We start from the raw sequence: 20,913 nt of genomic DNA, 5'->3' as shown, positions 1-20,913 counted from the left end.
CCACGAATTCGACTGGACAAAGGCGCAGATCATTGCGTACGGCCAGCGGACCAACCTATCGTCCTACCACGACACTTGTCTGGGAGCGGCGATCCCGCCCTACTCACCGAAATCCGCGGCAAACCATTTGTTAACGCGTGTGCGGAGGCAGAAACATGGACAGGATTCGCCGGATCGGCGTCGTCGGGTGCGGGGTCATGGGCGCCGGGATCGCCGAGACGTGCGCGAGGGCCGGGTTGGACGTGCTCGTCGCGGTGTCGCGACCGGCCTCCGTCGCGCCGGGTCGGGCGCGGCTGACCGCGTCGCTGGACCGCGCCGTGAGCCGGGGCAAGCTCAGCGAGGCGGACCGGGACGCGGCGCTGGCCCGGGTGGCCTTCACCGCCGACCTGACCGACTTCGCGGACCGCCAGTTGGTGATCGAGGCGGCGCCGGAACAGGAGTCGATCAAACTCGACGTGTTCGCCACCCTCGACAAGGTCGTCGAGGACGAGGAGGCGATCCTCGGCTCGTGCACGTCGTCCTTCCCGATCGTGCAGCTCGGTGGCGTCACCAGCAGGCCCGAGAAGGTGGTGGGCATCCACTTCTTCAATCCCGCGCCGGTGCTCGCGCTCGTGGAGGTCGTCGGCTCGGTGCGCACCGATCCGCGGACGGTCGACACGGTGGACGCCTTCGTCACCGACGTGCTCGGCAAGCAGGTCGTCCGCGCCCAGGACCGCGCGGGCTTCGTGGTGAACGCGCTGCTGATCCCGTACCTGATCGCCGCCGTCCGGATGGTGGAGTCCGGCATGGCGTCGGTCGCCGACATCGACAAGGCGATGACGCTCGGCTGCGCGCACCCGATGGGCCCGCTGCGCCTCGTCGACCTGATCGGGCTCGACATCGTGGCCGCGGCCGGCGAGTCGCTGTACAAGGAGTTCCGCGAGCCGCTCTACTCGCCGCCGCCGCTGCTCGCCCGCATGGTGGCCGGCGGTCTGCTCGGCAAGAAGTCCGGGCGGGGCTTCTACGAGTACGGGCGATGAACACCTACCAGCGGCTGACCGGTCTGCTGGAGTCGCACGACGCGCGGTTCCGGCTCATCCCGCACGAGCCGCAGGGCGTCACCTCGCCCGCCAGCCGGCTGCGCGGCCACCCGCTGTGCCAGGCGGCGAAGTGCATCGTCGCCCGGGTCAAGCTCGGCAAGAAGGTGAACCGCTTCGTGCTGGCCGTCGTCCCCGGTGACCGGCTGGTCGCGCTCGACGCCGTACGGCAGATGTGGGACGGCACGTACGTGTCGTTCGCGACCAGGGAGACGGCGGAGGAGCTGTCCGGCTGCGTCAGCGGCACGATCATCCCGTTCAGCTTCCGCGACGACCTGGAACTCGTGGTGGATCCCCGGCTGCTCGACGAGCCCGAGATCTACTTCAACGCCGCCCGGCTCGACATGTCGATCGCCCTGGACACGCGGGACTACGTCCGCCTGGCCGGGCCGAGGATCGCGTACATCGCCGGGACGTCCCTCGCGGAGGTGGGCTGAACCATGGACCTCGCCGATCGGCTGCACCGCGTCCTCACCGACGCGAAGTACCTGTCCCTGTCCACGATGTCCGCCGACCGCCGGCCGTGGACGTCCGTGCTCCAGTACGCCTGGCTGCCCGACCCGCTGCGCTTCCTGTTCGGCTCCGCGACGCGGTCTCGGCACAGCAGGCACGTGGCGGCCCGGCCGAGGGTGAGCGGGGCGCTCTTCGTCACCGGCACCGGGCTCACCGAGGTCGACGGCGCCCAGTTCACCGGCACCTGCCGGGAGCTGACCCCCGACGAGGTGCGCACCCACCACGCCACCTTCTACGACGCCCTGCTGCCCGACGAGGCGAGCAGGGCGGAGTACACGCTGCCGGTGTCGGCCCTGCTGCCGCCGGCCGAGCACCGCATCTACCAGGTCACGGTGGACCGCGTGTGGCTCGTCGACACCAGCACCTGGATCGAGGACCGGATCGACCGCCGGATCGAGGTGGACCTGCCCTGACTGCGGGTCCACCCCGGTCCCGGCCTCACCCGGTCATCGTCGCCCAGAACACCGCCTCGTAGGCGTGCACCATCCGTGCCACGCGCAGAGCCTCCACCGGGGCGTCCCCCGCCGCCAGGCCCGCCGACACCACCCCGGCCGCCTGCTCCAGCACCTCGGCCGGCGTCTCAGCGAAGTAGCGGAAGTGGGCGACCGCCGCGTCGGAGAACCCGTACCGCGCCTGGAGGGCGTCGGCCACCCGGGCGTAGAAGCCGCCCGACTCCTCGACGTTGACCAGCAGGGCCAGCGGGATCGCCGAGCGCGGCCCGAACACGGCGGTCCGGACGATGAAGGACGGGTACGCCTGGGCCAGCGGCTGCGGCTCGTACGCCCGCAGCTCCTTCTCCCCCACTCCCACGGCGGCGGCGAAGTCCGGCAGCAGCCCCAGCGCCTCCTCCTCCGCGCCGGCCATGGCCAGGAACAGCGGCTCGGGGAAGCGGGCCGCCAGGAACGCGAAACTGCTCCGGTCGCTGGACACCAGGTGGTGCAGCTCGCCGGCCAGGGCGGCCAACCGGTCCACCGGCACCTCGCCGCGTTCCAGCTGCTCCAGGAACCGGTTGGGCGCCATCTCCAGCGACCGTCGGCCCTGCGCCACCAGCTCTGCCACGTGTTCGTCCACGGGTCACCTCCGAATCGTGCGGTGCAGGTTCGGGCGGGTCGCCGGCCCCGGTGCGGGCTCGGCGATCCACGGCCCCTCGATGGACGCGTCGAGCACGCCCTCTTCCAGCCAGATGAAGTCCCCGCCCAGCACCCGCCGGGCGAGCGCGACGTCGTCGCCGTCGGTGTCGTCCCGCAGCCGCCGGCGAAGCTCCGCCACCCGCTGCCGGGACTGCCGACAGAACGCGTCGGCCAGCTCGGGTGCGCTGCCGCCGAGCGCCCTGGCGTACACGCAGGCGGCGGTCATCGCGTACAGCTCGGCGGCCACGTCCACGACGCGGCCGAGGAACAGCTGCCGCTCGGCCACCGCCTCGCCCCACCGCTGCCGGCCGTCGGCGAGGTGCCGGGCCAGCTCGGCGCCCGTCGCGGCGACGAACGACAGGTGCCCGGCCAGGTCGCCGAAGCCGGGCGGCGGCGTGGCCGGCGCGCTCCCCTCGGCGGGGGTCTCCTCCTCGTCGGCCAGCGCGTCGGTGGCGATGAACACCCGCAGCGCCTCGCTGGAGCCGTCGAAGATGCGGCCGACGCGCAGGTCCCGGAACAACTGCTCGACCGGGACGCCGCGCTCGCCGCGCGCGGCGGCGGACGCCGCGGTCTCGTACCCGCGGCCGCCCCGGATCTGCAGGAGCTCGTCGGCGACGCGCCACGCCTGCTCCGAGGCGAACAGCTTCGCCAGCTCGGCCTCCGTGTGCGTGTCCACCAGGCCGGCGTCGGCGTGCCGGCCGGACACCTCGACCATGGCCTCCAGGGCGAAGGCGGTCGCCGCGATGTACGCGATCTTGCCCGCCACCGCCTCGTGCTCGCCGATGGGCCGGTCCCACTGCACGCGTACGCCCGACCACTCGCGGGCGATCTTCAGGCTCCACTTGGCGGCGGCGGCGCACACGGCGGGCATCGACAGCCGGCCGGTGTCCTGCGCGGCGAGCGCCACCTGGAGCCCCTGCCCCTCCGGCCCGATCCGGCGGCTCTGCGGCACCCGGACCCCGTGCAGCCGGACGACGCCGTTCTCCAGGCCGCGCAGGCCCAGGAAGGAGCTGCGGTGCTCCACCGTGACCCCCGGCGCGTCGGCCTCGACCACGAACGCGGACATGCCTCCCGGGCCGCTGTCCGACGGCGGGACCAGTGCCATCACCACGATCAGGTGGGCGATGGTGCCGTTGGTCGTCCACAGCTTGACCCCGTCGAGGCGGTAGCCGCCGTCGTCCGTTCCGGTGGCGGTGGTTCGCATCCGGAAGGGGTCGTTGCCGATGTCGGGCTCGGTGAGGGCGAAGGCGGAGATCTCGCGTACGCACCTCGGCAGCAGCTCGCGCTTCTGCGCGTCGGTGCCGAACAGCCGCAGCGGCTGGACGAGGCCGATCGCCTGGTGCGCGCCGAGCAGCTCACCGAGCGAGGAGTGCGCGCTGCTGACGATCATCAGGGCGCGGTGGTAGCAGACTCCGGACAGGCCGAGCCCGCCGTACTCCCGGGGGAGCTTGATGGCGAACGCGCCGAGGTCGCGCAGGCCCTCGACCACCTCGTCGGGGATCCGGTCGTCGCGCTCGATGAGCCGGCCGTCCACCTTGTCCGCGCAGAACGCGCGCAGCCGCGCGAGGAACGCCTCGGCGTCGGCGTCGATCCCGGCGTCGGGCAGCGGGTCGAGCAGGTCGATCCGCAGCCTGCCGCGCAGCAGTTCGTTGCCGAAACTCGGTCTGGACATCGTTGCCTCCCCGTCGGCGGGTGCTCTGGTGCGGGACGCGCACGGGCCACGTCCGCCCGCCGGGGCGGTGCGGACGTGGTCCGTGGTCGACGCGTCAGCTGGCCGGCACGGCCTTGATCAGCGAGAGGGGGCCGGCGGCGCCGTGGCCGCACCACTCGACGGTGAAGCCGGTCTCGGCGAGCAGGGACCGGAACTCGCTCTCGGTCCGCTCCCGGCCGCCGGCGGTCACCAGCATGTTGATGTCCGTGTAGAACATCACCGGGTTGTCGGTGTTCGCGGTGTCCGGCAGCACGGATCCGACGATCAGCAGGGTCGCGCCGGCGGGCAGGTGCGCGCGCACCGTGGCCAGCAGCTTGCGGGCGTTCTCGTCGTCCCAGTCCTGGAAGACGCTCTTGATGATGTACAGGTCGCCGCCGCCCGGCACCGACGAGAAGAAGTCGCCCGCGACGATCTCGCAGCGCTCGGAGACCCCGGCGGCGGCGAGCACGCCGGCGGCCTCGGCCACGCCCGCGGCGCTGTCGAAGCACACCCCCCGCAGATGCGGGTGGGTGCCGAGGATCGCGGCGAGCAGCGTCCCGTCACCGCCGCCGACGTCCACCACGGTACGGACGCCGGAGAAGTCGTACCCGTCGGCGACGAGCTGGGCGGACGCCCTGGACTCCTGTCCCATCGCCACGTTGAACAGCGCGGACAGCTCGGGGTGCTCGGCGAGGTGCACGTAGGCGTTCTTGCCGTGCACATGGTCGAAGGCGCACTCGCCGGTCTCGATGGAGTGCCGCACCTGCTGCCAGGACGAGAACAGCGTCGGGTTGGTGAAGAACCGGGTGAACGCCCACAGCGAGTTCGGCGAGTCGGTGCGCAACTGCTCGCCCACCTCGGTCAACCGGAACTCCCCCGGCGTCGGCTCGGTCAGCACGCCGACGGCCACGAGGGTCCGCAGCAGCCGGTGCAGCGACGGCGCGTGGGTGCCCGTCGCCTCGGCGAGCTGCGCGCTCGTGACGCGGCCGTCGTGGATGTGGTCGGCGAGCTTCAGCTCGGCGGCGAGCGCGAGCGACTGCGAGGCCATGTACCCGCCGATGATCTCGATCAGCGCGGCACGGTTGCGGATCTTGGAGGCCAGGGTGGCCGGAACGGTGCTGGTCATCGGTCATGCCTTTCCGCGAGAGGGTGTCGAACCCACACGTTGGGCTCGATGTAGACGGCGTGGTCGTGCTCGACGTTCACCGCGACCGGGGTCAGGGCACCCGGCACGACGACCGGTCCGCTGGTGTCGAACGGCAGCCCCGTCCAGGCGCGCCACTGCGCGAGGCTGCCGGAGATCGTCATGGAGGCCGGGCAGACCTGGAGCACCCGCCCGCCCGCGCGGACGTGTACGCGCAGCCACGGGTCGACCGGCAGCCCGTCGTCGCGGGTCCGGGCGGCGTACCCCGTCATCGGCTCGTGCGGCTCGGCGTGCTTGCCGCTGGGCCGGACCGGGCCCACGACGTCGCGCAGGCCGTGCCGGCGGGCGTTGTCCTTGACCGCCGCCAGGACGCGTCCCGACATGTTCCGCGCCTGCATGCCCGGCACCACGGCGATCTCCAGCGCGCACAGCGCGGTGAGCTCGCGGCCGGCGGCGGTGTCGAGCATGCTCAACCCCAGCACCGCGTCCCAGCCGGTGTCGGGCAGGCTCGCCGGGTCGCCGTCCCAGGCGAACGGCACGGCGGCCGCGCGGGCGATCACCGTGTCGTCGTCGTCGAGCACGACGAGCTGGTGTTCCGGGTACCGGTCGAGGGCCCAGCCGACCACCATCGGCTCGGGCGGGATGTAGTCGGGCCAGGAGGCCTCCATGTGGAGCATCCCGTCCCGCAGGTCCGGTCGCTCGGCGAGCGTCAGCACGCGCATGCGGGTCACCTCCCGTCGGTCAGGCGGCCAGGCTGCGCGCGGGCAGCGGGTCCGCGGGCATGGCGCAGTTGTCGTCGGCGTGCTTGCGCAGCAGCGCCAGGTATTCGGTACGGGGCACCGCGACCGCGCCGATGAGCTTCGCGTGGTCGCCGTCGTGCTGGACGTCGACCGCCACGCCGCCGCTGTCCGCGACGCGCCGCACCAGGCACGCGACCGCGACCTTCGCGGCGCCGCTGCGCAGGGCGAACTGTGAGTCGGCGCTGAACAGGCCGCCGACGCGCACGCCGAAGGTGCCGCCGACCAGCTCGTCGCCCTCCCACACCTCGACGCTGTGGGCGTGCCCGGCCGCGTGCAGCTCGCGCAGCGTCGAGACGAGCCGGTCGGTGAGCCACCGGGGCTCGCGGCCGGCGCGGCAGTGCTGCACGACGCGGTCGAAGCAGGCGTCGAGCGTCGTCGTCCACTCGACCTTGTTGCGCAGCTGCCGCCGCAGGCTGCGCTGGATGCGGGCCTGGTCGACGTGGATGACCGGACGCGGGTCGGGCGAGCACCAGGCGACGGCGTACGGATCGGCGCTGCCGGCGAGGAGGGCGATCCGACCGGCGGCGACGTCCGCCTCGTAGGTGAACTCGCTGACGATCTTCCGCTCCTCGGTGTCCGCCGGGAACGGGAACAGCCCGTGCCGGTACGCCTCCAGCAGCGTCGTCGCGGACAGGTCGTCGCCGAACGCGACCGGCCCGTCGGTGGGGGCGTCGGTGAGGTCGAGCGTCTCCCAGCCCATCACGCGGCCCGCAGGAACTCGGTGCGGGTCAGGTAGCCGATGTAGCGGTCGAGCATCCCGGCGTCCACGGTCGGGATCTCGATGCCGCTGCCGTGCAGCGCCCGCTCCACGTTGGTACGCGAGAAGACCGGGAACGTCGTCTCCAGGTACATCTCCGCGACGCTCATCTGGCCGGTCGCGCAGCGGTCGATGAACAGCGGCGCGAAGGGGGTCATCGGGTGGTCGGGCTGCTCCACCGCGACCCGCACCATCTCGTCGAGCCACTCGGCCCACGGCACCTCGCGGATGTCGTGTCCGTGCGCCCGCAGGCGCTCGACCAGCACCGAGATGTTGACCTTTCCCGGGTTGGTGAGGTGGTAGACCTCGCCGGCGGGGCGGGCGGCCCGGGCGATGTGCGCGACCGCGGCGGCGAAGACGTCGACCGGCGTGTAGTCCAGCGGCAGCTCCGCGACCGGGGCGGTGCCCGTGTCCACCACGAACTTCTTCATGGCGCACATCTCGGTGGCGATGTTCCATGCGCCGTTGACCCGGTCGCCGGAGATGTCGGCGGCCCGGTAGATCGCCACCGGCAGCCCCTGCTCGGCCGCCCGGTGCAGCAGCGCCTCGGCCACCCACTTGCTCTCCACGTACCCGACGGAGAGGTGGTCGGCGTACGCCAGCGGGGTGTCCTCGTCGACGTGCCGGACGCCGCCGGTGCCGAAGCCCGCGACGACCGCCATGGTCGACGTGTAGTGGATCGGGACGTTGCGGTGCCGGGCGGCCATCCGGATGATCTCGCGGGTGCCGTCGACGTTCGCCGGCCGCATGTGCGAGTACGGGTAGATGAAGTTGACGGTCCCGCCGGGGTGGTGGATGACGTCGACCGTGCGCGCCAGCTCGTCGAAGGCCGCCTCGGACAGGCCGAGCCCGGGAGTCGCGAGGTCGCCGGGGACGGCGACGATCCGGCCCGCCGCCCGGTGACCGGCGAGGTCCTCGCCGAAGTAGTGCCGCGCGTTGGCCTGGATGCGGGCCAGGCCCTGTTCCGGGCCGTCGGCGCGGACGAGGCAGTGCACGACGGCGTCCGTGGTGTCCAGCAGTTCCCGCAGCAGGTAGATGCCCAGGAAGCCGGTGGCACCGGTGAGGAACACGTGGCGGGGGTCCTGCCAGCGCGGCTCGGCGGACACGTCGCGCCGGATCTCCACGTCCAGCTGCGTCTCGGCGGCGAAGTCGACCCGCTTGCGGGTGTCGTCGCCGGCGAGCGTGCCGGCCCGCGCCTCGCGTACCGCCCGGGCCAGGCCGCGCGGCGTCGCGTCCTCCAGCAGCAGCCGGATCAGCGGGCGCACCTGGGTGATGAGCACGCCGAACGAGCCGCGGATCTTCGCGAGCAGCTCGGCGGCGAGGATCGAGTTGCCGCCCTGGGCGAAGAAGTTGTCGTCCGGCAGCACCCGGGGCACGCCCAGCACCTGCCCCCACAGCCGGGCCACGCCGCGCTCGACCAGGTCGACGGGGGTGTCGTCCACGCCCTCCGCCGCGACCGCCGTGGCCTGCGGCGCGGGCAGCGCGGCCAGGTCGACCTTGCCGTTCGCCTTCAGCGGCAGCTCGTCGAGGGCGACGAACGCCGTCGGCACCATGTAGTCGGGCAGGTAGCGGCCGACGTACCCGCGCAGCTCCGCGACGTCCAGCGGCCGTGGGCCGGTGTGGTACGCGACCAGGCGCCGCTGGCCGTCGTGCTCGTACGTGGTGACCGCCACCGTGTCGACGCCGTCGTGCGCCGCCAGCGTCGCCTCGATCTCGCCGGGCTCCACCCGGAAGCCACGGATCTTGACCTGCCGGTCGATGCGCCCGACCACCTCGAGGTTGCCCTCGGCGGTCCAGGCGCCCAGGTCGCCGGTGCGGTACATCCGCGCGCCGGGTTCGGGGGCGAACGGGTCCGGCCGGAACCGGCCGGCGTCGTCCTCGGTCAGGTAGCCGCGCGCCACGCCACGGCCGCCGATGTGGATCTCGCCGCGCTCGCCGGGGGCGACCGGCCGGTCGTCGGCGTCGAGGACGTACACGGCGGTGCCGGGCAGCGGCCTGCCGACGGGGGCGGCGCCCCGGTCGGGCAGCACGTCGGCGGTCAGCTCCATCAGGCAGGAGGTGATGGTGGTCTCCGTCAGCCCGTAGGCGTTGACCAGCCGCACCCCGGGCATCAGCGCCAGCGCCGTCCGGCAGTCCTCCGCGTTGACCGCCTCGCCGCCCACGATGACCATGCGGACCGGCAGGTCGGCGGCTTCAGCGCCGGCCTCGGCGAGGAAACGGCGCCAGTACGCGGGGGTCAGGTCCATCACGGTGACGCCGTGGTGGCGCAGCCGCTCCGGCAACTCGCTGGGCGCCCAGCTCAGCTCCGGCAGCACGAGCGTCGCGCCGCCGAGCAGCGCGACCGTGATCTGCTCGATGGAGGTGTCGAACGAGAGCGCGCCGAACTGCAACACCCGGTCGTCGGGCGTGACGCCGTAGCGGCCGGCCAGCTCCCCGCACAGGTGGCTCAGCGAGTCGTGCTCGACCACGACGCCCTTCGGCGTACCCGTGGAGCCGGACGTGTAGATGACGTAGGCGGCGTCCCCGCCGCCCACCGCCACGGCCGGGGCCGTCGCGACGCCGGCCGCGACGGTCGCGGTCAGCGCCGTGACCGGCAGGTCCGCGAAGCGCGCCACGTCCCGCTCGTCGGTGATGACGATGGTGCAGTCGGTCTCCTTCACGAACGCCTCGACCCGGCTGTCCGGCAGCCCCGGATCCACCGGCAGATAGGCCGCGCCGGCCTTCCAGGTGGCGAGCAGGCCGACGACGGCGTCGATGGACCGTTCCAGGTGGACCATGACCACGGAGTCCGCGCCGGCGCCCCGGTCGACGAGGTGCCGGGCCAGGCCGTTCGCCCGGCGCTCCAGGTCCGCGTAGCTGATGCGCGCGTCGCCCTGCACGACCGCGATCCGGTCGGGCTGCGATGCCGCGCGGACGGCGATAAGTTCGTGGACACGCGGTTGCGTACGGATGTTCATGTTTTCCCTCGGGTGTGAGCACGGTCGTACCCGTGGATTTACCTGCCGCTGACCCAACGAATTTCGATACGGGCGACACTACTGCCTGACGGCGGTTCCCCCGACTACCAGAATGAGCACCCGACCGATTCGGCACTACTCATCAGGGTAGTCATTTCGGCACGGTCGAACCCACGTCGAATTCGGCTTGAACGGCGCCGGAAAACGCGATGTGGCGATGGCGCCCGGAGGGCCGGACCGCCGCCACGCGGCGGAGGAGAGGGGCTACGCGGCGGAGGAGAGCGGCACGTGCCGCACGAGTTCCGCCCGCGAGGAGATGCCCAGCCGGCGGAACAGGCCGCGCAGGTGGTAGTTGACGGTGTGCGGCGACAGCCGTACCCGGGTCGCGATCTGCCGGTTGGTCATGCCCTCGGCGACCAGCCGCGCGATGGCCCGCTCGACGCCGCTGAACGACTCCCACGCGCCGCCGGCGTCCGGGCGGCGCTCCCGGGCGGCGGACGCGGAGCGCAGCCCGATCCTGCGTCGCAGGTCGGCGGGGGCCACGGGCTCGGCCGACGGCTCGGCGACGCGGGGCGCACCGGCCACGGCCCGGCGCAGGCGCAGGCGTTCGCGGTCGGCGCGCAGCGCCTGCCGTACGGCGGGCGGCAGGGCGTCGAGCACCGCCCACCACACCAGCTCGTACCGGAAGGCGAGATCGTCGCCCGCCCAGTCGAGCAGGCCGGCGTCGAGCAGCGCGTCCAGGTCGGGCAGCATCTGGGCGGTGTTCCGTCCGGTCATCGCCGCCAGCTCCGCGAGCTGGCAGCGGCGGCCGAGCACGGCGGCCACCCGCAGCAGCTGCCAGGAGCCGGTGGGCGTGCCGCGCAGCATGGCCCGGACCACCTCCTGGACCCGTTTCGGCGTCCGCGCCCGCCCGGGCCCGTCGGTGACGCCCTCGGCGCGGATCCCTTCGAGCAGCGCCGTCAGCAGCAACCGGTTCCCCGCCGCGGCGGCGACGAGCGCGTCCACGGTCGGCTCCACCGCGGTCCCCGACGCGTCGGCGACGAGCCGACCCACGGCCGCCGCGGGCAGCGGGCGGCCCGCCTCGGCGAGCGTCCCGACCACCTGCGACACCTGCTCGTCCTCGTACGCCACCACGCAATCGTGCATGTGAATGTCTGTCGCTCTCAACATTGCCTTACCGCCAGGTGCGTCGAGCAATTACCCGCACATGGTGGAGGCGGGGTAGCGGCGAATTCCCGGCCGGTGACCGGGGATTGCTTCGATCAATGTATTGACGTCGCGAGAGAGGCGGGCAGCTGTGGAACCCGTTGTGGTCCAGGATTTCGTACCGGCGATCGACCTGTCGGGCCGCGCCACCGCTGAGGGGCGCGCCGCCATCGCGGCGGCCATCGGCAAGGCGTGCGAGAGTTCGGGGTTCTTCACCGTCGTGGGGCACGGCGTGCCCGACGACCTGGTGAACCGCATGTACACCACCACGAAGGGCTTCTTCACCCGCCCGGAGGAGGAGAAGGACCGGAGCGCGAACCGCGGCTCCGGGGTGTCGGGGCTGCGCCGCCCCGGTGGCCCGTACGAGGCGTTCGCCGCGCACGTGACGGGCGACCTGAGCGACGAGGAGCGCGCGGCCCTCGGCACGCACCCGGCCACCTGGAAGGCGGCGAACATCTGGCCGGACGACGACTTCAGGGCGGTCTGGCACGAGTACATCGCCGCCATGACCGAACTGTCGGCGGACATCATGCGGCTGTTCGCGCTGGCGCTCGGGCTGCCGGAGGACTTCTTCGACAGCAAGTTCGACGAGCACGTGTCGCTGATCATCGCCAACTACTACTACCCGGCACCCGACGACGGCGTGCTGCGGCGGGAGATGCACACCGACTGGGGCAGCCTGACGGTGCTCTACGTGGAGGACGAACTGGGCGGGCTCCAGGTGCGGCGGGACGACGACGACTGGCTGGACGTGCCCGCCATCCCCGGCAGCTTCGTGGTGAACATCGGCGACCTGATGGCGTTCTGGACCGGCGGCCGGTGGGCGTCGACCGTGCACCGGGTGGTCAACCCGGAGGGGACCGACGCGCCCTCGCGCGTCTCCATCCCCTTCTTCTACCTGCCCAACCACGACACCACCATCGAGCCGATGCGCCCGCTGGCGCAGGAGAGCGCCGAGGCCGGGCTCGACCGGGTGACCGTCGGCGAGTGGTTCTCGCACAAGATGCAGTCGACGTACCAGGCGTCCGCGTAGCCGCGTCCGCGTAGCCGTACCCGCCACCGGCCGGAGCGCCCCCGCCACGCTCCGGCCGGTGGCGGGCCGGGTCGCCGGCGGGCCCGGGCCGTCGCCGGCCCGCGCCACGCGGTCGGCACACCCGCCAGGCGTACGCCTGCGCGTCATCCGTCGACGCGGTAGGCGGCCAGGACCGTCTCGGAGATGAGGCGCGGGGCGTCCGCCCGGTCGACCTGCCCGCTGGCCACGTCGACGGCGGCGCCCTTCATGATGTGGTGCAGGACGCTGGTCAGCCAGCTGGCCGGGAGGTCGACCCGGAACACCCCCTCGTCCTGGCCCCGGCGGATCAGCTGGTCGACGCGCCGCGCCGGCTCGGCGTGCAGCTCGTGCACGCGTTCGGGCGGCAGGGACGCCTGCGCCGCCTCCAGGACGGCGCTCGACTGGGCGATCAGCAGCCAGCTCGACCGGATCAGGACGCGCAGCGCGTCCCGCGGGTCGCCGGTCAGGTCGAGGCCCGCCAGGAGCTCCTCCCCCTCGGCCAGCACCCGGGTCAGCGCGGCCTCGACCAGGGCGTCCCGCGACGGGAAGTGGCCGTAGAGGGTCACCCGACCCACCCGCGCCGCCTGCGCGATCTCGCTGACGCTGGCGTCGGGGTCACGGCTCAGGCAGCTCACCGCCGCCTCCAGGATCCTCTCGACGTTGTGTTGGGCGTCGGCCCGGCGGGTCGGCTTGGCGAGTGGGCGTGTCATGGAACTTCCCCTAAGTCGAACAGGCGTGCATGAGTTAACGTGTCTCCGTAACTTGAACACTACCGTTCAATTTGGCGGAGGAGCCTGGCAGCCATGGCGGAACCTGTGACCGCAACCGAAACAACCGCGCCCGCGAACCCACACCCGCAGCGCTGGCGGATCCTGGGTCTCGTCGGCATCGCCCAGCTGATGCTGATCCTGGACGTCACCGTCGTCGCGATCGCCCTGCCGCACATGGGGTCGGACCTGGGCATGGGGCGGGAAGCCCTCACCTGGGTGGTGAGTGGCTACACCCTGACCTTCGGCGGCCTGCTGCTGCTCGGTGGCCGCGCCGCCGATCTGTTCGGCGCCCGGCGCCTCGTCCTCGCAGGGCTCCTGCTGTTCAGCGCCGCGTCCCTGACGGCCGGGCTGGCCACCAGCGGCCCCATGCTGCTGGGCGGTCGCATCGGCCAGGGCCTCGCGGCGGCGATCCTCTCCCCCGCCGCCCTGTCCCTGGTCGTCACGATCTTCGACGGCGACGAGCGCAACAAGGCGCTGGGCATCTGGTCGGCACTCGGCGGCGGCGGCGCCGCCCTCGGCGTCCTCCTCGGCGGCCTGCTCACCGCCGGGCCGGGCTGGCCCTGGGTGTTCTTCATCAACGTGCCCGTCGGCATCATCCTGCTGCTGGCCCTACGGATGCAGCTTCCGCCCCAGGCGCCCACCGGCGCAGCGGCCCGGCTCGACGTGCCCGGCGCCCTGCTGGTGACGGCGGCCACCGGAGCGCTGATCTACGCGCTGATCCGGGCCGGCGACGTGGGCTGGGGCAGCCCGACGATCCTGCTGCTGCTGGTCGCCGCCGTGGTCCTCTACGCCGGGTTCTTCGTCCGCCAGCGCATGGCCGCGAGCCCGCTGATGGACGTACGCCTCCTGCTCCGCCGGCCGGTGGCGGTCGGAGCGCTGCTGATCCTCGTCGCGACCGCATTGATGATCACGGTCTTCTTCCTGGGCACGTTCTACCTGCAGAACTACCAGGGCTACGGCGCCCTGCGCACCGGGCTGCTCTTCCTGCCCGTGGCGATCACGACCATGCTCGGCGCGAACGCCGCCGGCCGCGCCATCGGCCGGACCGGGGCGCGCACCCTCGGCGTCCTGGGGCTGCTCGTCGCGGCGGCCGGCATGGCGGTTCCCGCCTTCGTCGACGGGACCCTGGCCCTCGTCGTCGGGGTGGCCGTCGCCGCCGCCGGCACGGGCGTCCTCTTCGTCGTGGCCTCCGCCGTCGCGCTCGGGCAGGTCGCGCCGCACGAGGCCGGTCTCGCATCCGGCATCGTCAGCACCTTCCACGAGTTCGGCGCCTCGCTGGGTGCCGCCGTGGTGTCGAGCATGGCCGCGGCCAGCATCGCCGGCACCAGCACCGCCGGCTTCTCCCGGGGCTTCACCACCGGAGCCGTCATCGCCGTCGTCGCCGCGGTCCTGACCTTCGTCCTCACCCCGCGACCGGCCCGCTGACCCCGGACCGGTGGTCGGCGGGGGCCCGCCCGCCGACCACCGGTCCGGACACCCCGCGCCGCGCTGTCGCCGTGGCACTGGTCGAGGTTGCCTGCCGCGCCGGGGGGATGCTCAGGCGGTCGGTTGCGACAGCGCCACGGCGATCGCCGGTCCGAACGCGACGCTGAGCAGGTAGGCGAGGTTGAACAGACCCAGGGCTTCGGCCCGCCGGGCGGCAGGCACGACGCCGGTCGCGTGCAGGGCGAGTGCGCCCTGGCCGGTCGCGGCGGCCAGGGAGGCGAGCGTCATCGCCACCAGCAGCAGCGGTACGGCGGTGGTCACCGCCGCCAGCAGCGGCGCGGCGGCGCCGGTGGCGAGCAGTGCAGCGGCCGCGACGCGGCGTGGCACCCGCGCGGACGCCGCGACCAGGAACCCGGAGCAGAAGCCGCCGATCAGGTACGGCGCCAGCAGCACCACCCCGCTCCGGGCGCCTGCCCAGCCCGCGTGCTCTCGCAGCAGGTCCGGCGCGGCGTAGAGCAGGGCGAAGTTCACCACTCCTAGCGCGAAGGCCAGCGCGCACGCCGCGAGGAACCGGCCGTTGCGCGCCACCGCGGCAGGCAGGAAACCGTCCGGACGGATCCTGGTCCAGGCCACCAGCAGGAGCAGCAACGCGACGGTGGCCGGGCCGGTCACCAGCGGCCGGTGCGGGACGAGCACGGCTGCGGTGACCAGCAGCGCCAGCAGCGCCATGCAGAGGGGATCGAACGACGTCGGCGCCGCGTCCGGCGGGGCGGTGCCGCGGCGGGCCGCAGGCACGGCGAGCACCGCCAGCAGCGGCAGCGCCAGCGCCGCCTGCCACGAGGAGATGTCGGCAACCAACGCGCCGGTCAGCGGACCGGTGGCCCCCACGACCGCCAGCGACGCGGCGACGACCCCCATCTGCCGGGCCGAGTCGGCCAGCTTCATCGCGGTCACGGTGAGGCCGGCGGAGCCCAGTGCCTGCACCGCCGCGCCGACGACCAGCGCGGGCACGGTCGGCACCAGCACGAGGACGAGCGTCCCCGCAGCCGCCAGCGCGGCCGCGGCGGTCAGGGCCGCCCGTACGCCGCGACGGGCCAGCAGCGCCGCCAGCAGCGGCGTACCCAACGCGATCCCCCAACCGAAGGCCGTCACGCCGGCCGCCGCGGCCTGTTCCCCGGTCCCGGTCGCGCGCGCCAGGTCGTCGAGGAGCAGGGCCGGTGCGGCGATCCCGTACGACAGCGGACCGGCCAGCAGGGCGAGCCAGGGTGTGGCCACCCGCCCCGGTGCGGGCTGCCCGTGGCCGTGAGCGGTTGCGCGCCGTTGTAGACGATGCATGTCATTCCTCCGGTGTCGGCTCGGTCGAGCCTGTCCGGGGCTCCTTACCGCCGGCTGATCGTCGGCTGACGGAGGCTTCGGTGACGCCGGCACCGAGCCCCGGTGGGCGGCCCGGCGGCCGACGGACGTTCGCGGAGCCGGGAGAGCTGGCTGGCTAGTGTGAGGCCGTGAGGTTCGGAGTGCTGGGCGAGATCGCGGTGTGGACGTCGGACGGCACACCCGTCCCCGTGCCCGGCCTGAAGGTCCGTGCCCTCCTGGCCGACCTGCTGGTCCACGAGGGACGGCCGGTGAGCGCCGACCGGCTGATCGAGGACCTCTGGGGTGACGCGGCACCGGGCAACGCGCTCGGGGCGCTCCAGACCAAGGTGTCGCAGTTGCGCCGGGCGCTGGAGGCGGGTGAGGCGGGTGGCCGGGCGCTGGTCGAGTCCGGCGACGCCGGCTACCGGCTGCGGACGTCGTCGGAATCGGTCGACGCCGGCCGCTTCGCCGCTCTGTTGACGCGTTCGGGCGCGCAGCGGGTACCGGTCGAACGCGCGGCGGCGCTGACGGAGGCCCTGTCGCTGTGGCGCGGTTCCCCGTACGCCGACTTCCGTGACGAGCGGTTCGTGCGCCAGGCGGCCGAGCGGCTCGAAGACCAGCGCCTGGCCGCGCTGGAGGAGCTGGCCGAGGCCCGGCTCGATCTCGGTGAGCACCACCTGCTCGCCGGGGAGCTGGCCGACCTGGTCGAGCGCCACCCCTGGCGGGAGCGGCTACGGGCCGCCCACCTGCGCGCCCTGTACGGCTCGGGACGTCAGCGGGAAGCCCTGTCCGCCTACGAGCGGTTCCGTCGGCAGCTGCGCGACGAACTCGGCATCGATCCCGGGCAGGAACTGGCCGAGCTGCATCGGGCGATCCTGCGCCAGGACCCCGCCCTGCACCCCTCGGCGTCGCCGAAGGCTCCGACCCGGACCAACCTGCCGGCCCCCCTGTCCCCTGGCCCGTACGGCGGACTGATCGGGCGCGAGACGGCCGTCGAGGCGGTACGGGAGCGGCTGACGAGCGGGCGGCTGGTGACGCTGACCGGCATGGGCGGGGTGGGCAAGAGCAGGCTGGCGCTCGAGGTCGCCCGCGTGCTCGCCGGCACCTTCCCCGCCGGAGTCTGGCTCGTCGAGCTGGCCGGCCAGCCGCGCTGCGGCGATCAGGCGACCTGCACCGACATCGTCGACACGGTGGCGGCGACCCTTGAGATCCGCGACGACGGCCCGCCCGGCCTGCCCGGTGACCGACCGCGTGAGCCGATGGACCGCCTTCTCGCCGCGCTGCGGGACCGGCGGATGCTGTTGCTGCTCGACAACTGCGAACACGTGGTGACGCCGGTCGCCCGGCTGGCCGAGAGACTTCTCGGCGCCGCGGCCGACCTGCGCGTCCTGGCGACGAGTCGCGAACCGCTCGGGATCCCCGGCGAGGTCGTCCTACCGGTGCCGCCGCTGGCCCTGCCGGAGCCCGGAGCTGACGCGGAACAGATCGCGGTGGCCCCGGCGGTCCGGCTCTTCGTGGCCCGCGCCCGCGCCACCGAGCCCGGGTTCACCATCGACCAGCGGAACACCGACACGATCGCCACCATCTGCCGGCGTCTCGACGGCGTACCGCTGGCGTTGGAACTGGCCGCGTCCCGGCTGCCCGTGCTCGACCCGGGCGAGCTGGCGGCGCGGCTCGACGACCGTTTCCGGCTGCTGTCCTCCGGCCGGCGCACCGCGCCCGCCCGCCAGCAGGGCCTCCGCGCCGTGCTCGACTGGAGCTGGGAGCTGCTGTCGCCCCCCGAACGCGCGGTGCTGCGCCGACTGGCGGTCTTCGCCGACGGCGCCACGCTGGCAGCCGCCGAGCAGGTGTGCGCGGGCGGGCAGGTGGCCCCGGACGAGGTCCTCGACGTGCTGGCACGGCTGATCGACCGGTCGCTGGTCATGGTGCGCCACGGCGAGAGTCCGCGACGCTACCGGCTGGCGGAGACGGTGACCGCCTACGGCCTCGAACAGCTCGACAGCGCCGGCGAACTGCCCGCGACCCGTCGCCGGCACGCCAGGTGTTTCGCGCGCCTCGCCGAGCAGGCCGCCGGGCGGCTACGTGGTCACGATCAGAGTCTCGCGCTGCGCGAACTCGACGCCGAGAACGCGAACCTGCGGGCGGCGCTCGACGTCGCCGCCACCGAGGGCCAGGCCGGCGTGGGCCTGACGCTCGCCACCTCGTTGGCCTGGTACCGGCTGCTGCGGGGCCGGTTCGGGGAGCTGAGCAGGTCGCTGCGTACGGCATTGGGCATCGTCGCCGGGAGCGGGGACGACGTCGCACCGGACGCCCTGCGCCGGCGTGCCGAGATGTGGCTCGCCGCTCTCGCCACCCGCGACGGGGACCCGACCGCTCCCCGGCAGCGGATCCTGGAGTCCTACCAGGACGCCGACGGACCGGAGAAGGCGTTCGCGCAGTGGTTGTTCGCGTCCATGATGCTCGGTTCCGGAGATCCGGACGAGGCCGGCGTCCTGGCCGACGCGGCGCTGGCCGCGTTCCGCGCCGACGGGGACCGGTGGGGCATCGCAGCCGCCTGCGCCACCCGGGCGGACCTCGCGCTCGTACTCCGCAGCGACCTGACCGCCGCGCAGCGCGACTGCGAGACCAGCCGGTCGCTGTTCGGGCAGCTGGGCGACCGGTGGGGCCAGGTGCATCCGACGAGCCTGTTGGGCACCCTGGCCGAGATCCACGGTGACTACGACGGCGCCGCCGCGCACTACCGCGAGGCGCTGCGCATCGCCGAGCACCTGCGGCTGTGGACGTCGGTGTCCCGGCAGCTTGCGTGCATCGGCCGGCTCGCCCTGTTGCGCGGCGACCTCGACGAGGCCGCCGCCAGCCACGACCGCGCGCTACAGGTCGCGCGGGAACAGTCGAGCCGCTCCGCCGCCGCCTTCGCCGGCACGGGCCTGGCGATGATCGAGCGACGGCGGGGAGACCTCGACGCCGCCGAGACCCGGCAGCGGGACCTGCTCGACTGGAACCGCCGCGCCGGCTACCTGCCGGGCTGCGCGCTCGCGCTGGCCGAGTTGGGGTTCATCGCGGAGCAGCGCGGTGACGCCGTCCTCGCCGAGCGCCGCCACCGGGAGTCGCTCGACGCGGCGCGCGCCACCGGAGACCACCGGGCGGTCGCCCTGGCCTTCGAAGGCCTGGCCGGGGCCACCAGCCTCGGCGGCGACCATCGTGCCGCCGCGCGGCTGCTCGGCGCGGCCCGGGCGCTGCGCGAGGCCGTCGGAGCGCCGCTGCCCTCCGGCGAGCAGCATGACGTCCAGCGCATCACCCGCCGCCTCCGGGAGGCGCTCGGCGGCGAGGACCTCGCCGCCGAGACGAGCCGCGGCGCACAGCTCGACCTCGACGATCAGGCCCTCGGCGACGGCGGTGAGGAGACGGTCAGCGGACGGTAAGCCTGCTCGGCACGGTTGACCGGGAAGCGAGCCGACCCCGGAGGAAACCATGCAGACCCGCGCCAGGATCGCCGTCATCTACTACTCCGCCACCGGCACCGTGCACCGCCTCGCACAGGCGTTCGTCGACGGAGCCGCCGACGCCGGCGCGGAGGTCCGCCTGCGCCGGGTGGCGGAGCTGGCACCGGAGCACGTCGTCGAAGCCAAGCCGCAGTGGCGGGCCCACCTCGACGCCACCGCCGACATCCCGCTCGCCACCCTGGACGACCTGCGGTGGGCCGACGGGTACGCCTTCGGCACGCCGACCCGTTTCGGCAACGTCTGCTCCCAGCTGCGCCAGTTCCTCGACACCACGACCGCCCCGTGGCAGGCGGAGGAGTTGGCCGACAAGCCGGCGACCGGCTTCACCGCCACCTACGAGGAACACGGCGGCCAGGAGGCGACCCTGCTCAGCCTCTACCAGACCTTCCACCACTGGGGAGCGTTCGTGCTACCCACGGGCTACCTGAACTACGACACGGCGCACGCCGCCGGCGGAAACCCGTACGGCGTCAGCCTCGTGGAGAGCCGCGCCGGCCGGGATCCCGAGTACGCCAAGGCCGTCCTGGAGACGGCACGCTTCCAGGGCGCACGCCTCACCCGCCTGGCAGCCGCCGTCGCCGCCGCCGCACGAGCGGACGGCCAGCCCGCTGCTACCTGATGGACCGTCGGACCGCTGGGATGGGTCGGGTGGACCCCGGTGAGTCGAACGGGCCGACGGCAGGGCCGCCGCTCCGGCACGACGGTTAGTCTGCCGTCATGCCGAGCGGGGAACTGGATGAGTTGATCGTCGCGGACGCCGAGGCGCTGCGTACGTGGTTGTCGGCCAACCACGCCACGTCGCCCGGCGTCTGGCTCGCCCTGACCAGGAAGGGCGGCACCGTCACGAGCCTGACGTGGCAGCAGGCGGTCGACGAGGCCCTGTGCTTCGGCTGGATCGACGGGCAGGCCCGCAAACGGGACGATGAGACCTCCTGGATCCGGTTCACCCCTCGCCGGCCCCGCAGCTCCTGGTCACAACGCAACGTCGCCCACGTGGCCCGGCTGGAAGCCCAGGGGCGGATGCTGCCAGCGGGCCGGGCCGCGGTGGAGGCCGCGAAGGCGGACGGACGGTGGGCAGCCGCCTACGCCCCACCGTCGGAGGCCGAGGTGCCGGCCGACCTCCTCGCCGCCATCGCTGCCGACCCCGCCGCCCAGGCCATGTTCGACGTCCTCACCAAGACCAACCGGTTCGCTCTCATCCACCGCCTCAACGCCGTCAAACGCGCAGAGACCCGCGAGCGGAAGATCGTCGAGTTCGTCGCCATGCTCGCCCGCCACGAGACGATCTATCCGCAGAAGGCCAGGCCTCCGCGCTCACCGTCATCGTGATCGGACCCGCTCGTTCGAGGCCTCGCGCAGGGGCAGGGCACTCTGCGTGGACACCAGGGCAACGGTAAGGTGCCGCGGTCGATGTGGAGCGGGCACTGGGACGGGGTTCACCGTTGAGAGAACAACGGCTTGCGCAGCTGCGAGACCGCGTGCAGCGGCACTTCACCACCCGCGCCCCGGAGCCGGTACTCGCGCCGGAGGGATCGGCG

17 protein-coding genes are annotated in these 20,913 nt (G+C 73.4%); 8 read left to right on the top strand and 9 right to left on the bottom strand.

From position 1 onward, the window contains the following. Window positions 1–155: 155 nt before the first annotated feature. The 3 genes from CLT72_RS28810 to CLT72_RS28800 are packed head-to-tail and all read left to right on the top strand — an operon-like array spanning window position 156 to window position 2,002. Entirely contained in the window at window positions 156–1,019 is an 864-nt protein-coding gene (locus tag CLT72_RS28810; RefSeq protein ID WP_101414427.1) for a 3-hydroxybutyryl-CoA dehydrogenase, read from the top strand. Then, window positions 1,016–1,513 carry a YbaK/EbsC family protein gene (locus tag CLT72_RS28805; RefSeq protein ID WP_089001724.1) on the top strand — a complete coding sequence of 166 codons (498 nt, stop codon included), beginning with the start codon at window positions 1,016–1,018 and terminating at the stop codon, window positions 1,511–1,513. Before CLT72_RS28810 ends, CLT72_RS28805 begins: the two co-directional genes overlap by 4 nt. A gap of 3 nt (window positions 1,514–1,516) precedes the next feature. Next, window positions 1,517–2,002: a pyridoxamine 5'-phosphate oxidase family protein gene (locus CLT72_RS28800; RefSeq protein WP_101414426.1), complete on the top strand. Its 486-nt coding sequence runs from the start codon at window positions 1,517–1,519 to the stop codon at window positions 2,000–2,002. Between the two features lie 25 nt (window positions 2,003–2,027). On the opposite strand, the gene CLT72_RS28795 is transcribed toward CLT72_RS28800, so the two are convergent. The 7 genes from CLT72_RS28795 to CLT72_RS28765 all read right to left on the bottom strand — a co-directional run bounded on the left by CLT72_RS28795 (window position 2,028) and on the right by CLT72_RS28765 (window position 11,198). Further along, the gene (locus tag CLT72_RS28795; RefSeq protein WP_101414425.1) at window positions 2,028–2,660 is read right to left on the bottom strand and encodes a heme oxygenase-like domain-containing protein; all 633 of its coding nucleotides are present in this window, start codon (window positions 2,658–2,660) and stop codon (window positions 2,028–2,030) included. A 3-nt stretch (window positions 2,661–2,663) separates the two neighbouring features. Beyond that, on the bottom strand, window positions 2,664–4,391 hold the full coding sequence (locus tag CLT72_RS28790) for an acyl-CoA dehydrogenase family protein (RefSeq protein WP_101414424.1): 1,728 nt from the start codon (window positions 4,389–4,391) through the stop codon (window positions 2,664–2,666). Window positions 4,392–4,485: 94 nt separating this feature from the next. Beyond that, complete coding sequence (locus CLT72_RS28785) at window positions 4,486–5,535, bottom strand: methyltransferase (protein WP_101414423.1); 1,050 nt, start codon at window positions 5,533–5,535, stop codon at window positions 4,486–4,488. Further along, window positions 5,532–6,275: an N-acetyltransferase gene (locus CLT72_RS28780; protein ID WP_101414422.1), complete on the bottom strand. Its 744-nt coding sequence runs from the start codon at window positions 6,273–6,275 to the stop codon at window positions 5,532–5,534. Before CLT72_RS28780 ends, CLT72_RS28785 begins: the two co-directional genes overlap by 4 nt. A 19-nt stretch (window positions 6,276–6,294) precedes the next feature. Next, on the bottom strand, window positions 6,295–7,053 hold the full coding sequence (locus CLT72_RS28775) for a leucyl/phenylalanyl-tRNA--protein transferase (RefSeq protein WP_199184664.1): 759 nt from the start codon (window positions 7,051–7,053) through the stop codon (window positions 6,295–6,297). Then, entirely contained in the window at window positions 7,053–10,067 is a 3,015-nt protein-coding gene (locus CLT72_RS28770) for a non-ribosomal peptide synthetase (protein ID WP_101414420.1), read from the bottom strand. The genes CLT72_RS28775 and CLT72_RS28770 overlap by 1 nt, the downstream gene beginning before the upstream one ends. A 264-nt stretch (window positions 10,068–10,331) precedes the next feature. Next, entirely contained in the window at window positions 10,332–11,198 is an 867-nt protein-coding gene (locus CLT72_RS28765) for a helix-turn-helix transcriptional regulator (RefSeq protein WP_396800694.1), read from the bottom strand. Between the two features lie 166 nt (window positions 11,199–11,364). On the opposite strand from CLT72_RS28765, the gene CLT72_RS28760 reads away from it, so the two are divergent. After that, complete coding sequence (locus CLT72_RS28760; protein WP_101414419.1) at window positions 11,365–12,306, top strand: isopenicillin N synthase family dioxygenase; 942 nt, start codon at window positions 11,365–11,367, stop codon at window positions 12,304–12,306. Between the two features lie 143 nt (window positions 12,307–12,449). Here CLT72_RS28760 and CLT72_RS28755 read toward each other — a convergent pair whose 3' ends face one another. Continuing rightward, complete coding sequence (locus CLT72_RS28755) at window positions 12,450–13,034, bottom strand: TetR/AcrR family transcriptional regulator (protein WP_101414418.1); 585 nt, start codon at window positions 13,032–13,034, stop codon at window positions 12,450–12,452. A 93-nt stretch (window positions 13,035–13,127) separates the two neighbouring features. Between CLT72_RS28755 and CLT72_RS28750 the strand changes: the two genes are divergently transcribed. Further along, window positions 13,128–14,519, top strand: a complete 1,392-nt coding sequence (locus CLT72_RS28750) for an MFS transporter (RefSeq protein WP_101414417.1) — start codon at window positions 13,128–13,130, stop codon at window positions 14,517–14,519. A 111-nt stretch (window positions 14,520–14,630) separates the two neighbouring features. Here the strand turns inward: CLT72_RS28750 and CLT72_RS28745 are convergent, their stop codons facing one another. After that, the gene (locus CLT72_RS28745) at window positions 14,631–15,794 is read right to left on the bottom strand and encodes an MFS transporter (RefSeq protein WP_486484348.1); all 1,164 of its coding nucleotides are present in this window, start codon (window positions 15,792–15,794) and stop codon (window positions 14,631–14,633) included. A gap of 227 nt (window positions 15,795–16,021) precedes the next feature. On the opposite strand from CLT72_RS28745, the gene CLT72_RS28740 reads away from it, so the two are divergent. The 3 genes from CLT72_RS28740 to CLT72_RS28730 all read left to right on the top strand — a co-directional run bounded on the left by CLT72_RS28740 (window position 16,022) and on the right by CLT72_RS28730 (window position 20,704). Next, complete coding sequence (locus tag CLT72_RS28740; RefSeq protein WP_486484347.1) at window positions 16,022–19,294, top strand: AfsR/SARP family transcriptional regulator; 3,273 nt, start codon at window positions 16,022–16,024, stop codon at window positions 19,292–19,294. Between the two features lie 49 nt (window positions 19,295–19,343). Then, the gene (wrbA, locus tag CLT72_RS28735) at window positions 19,344–19,994 is read left to right on the top strand and encodes an NAD(P)H:quinone oxidoreductase (protein ID WP_101414414.1); all 651 of its coding nucleotides are present in this window, start codon (window positions 19,344–19,346) and stop codon (window positions 19,992–19,994) included. A gap of 98 nt (window positions 19,995–20,092) precedes the next feature. Continuing rightward, entirely contained in the window at window positions 20,093–20,704 is a 612-nt protein-coding gene (locus CLT72_RS28730; protein ID WP_101414413.1) for a YdeI/OmpD-associated family protein, read from the top strand. Window positions 20,705–20,913: the final 209 nt, after the last annotated feature.

The sequence above is a fragment of the Micromonospora sp. CNZ309 genome (assembly GCF_002846525.1).
The sequence above is the reverse complement of the archived record's forward strand: the minus strand, read 5'-3'. Positions and strand labels throughout refer to the sequence as shown.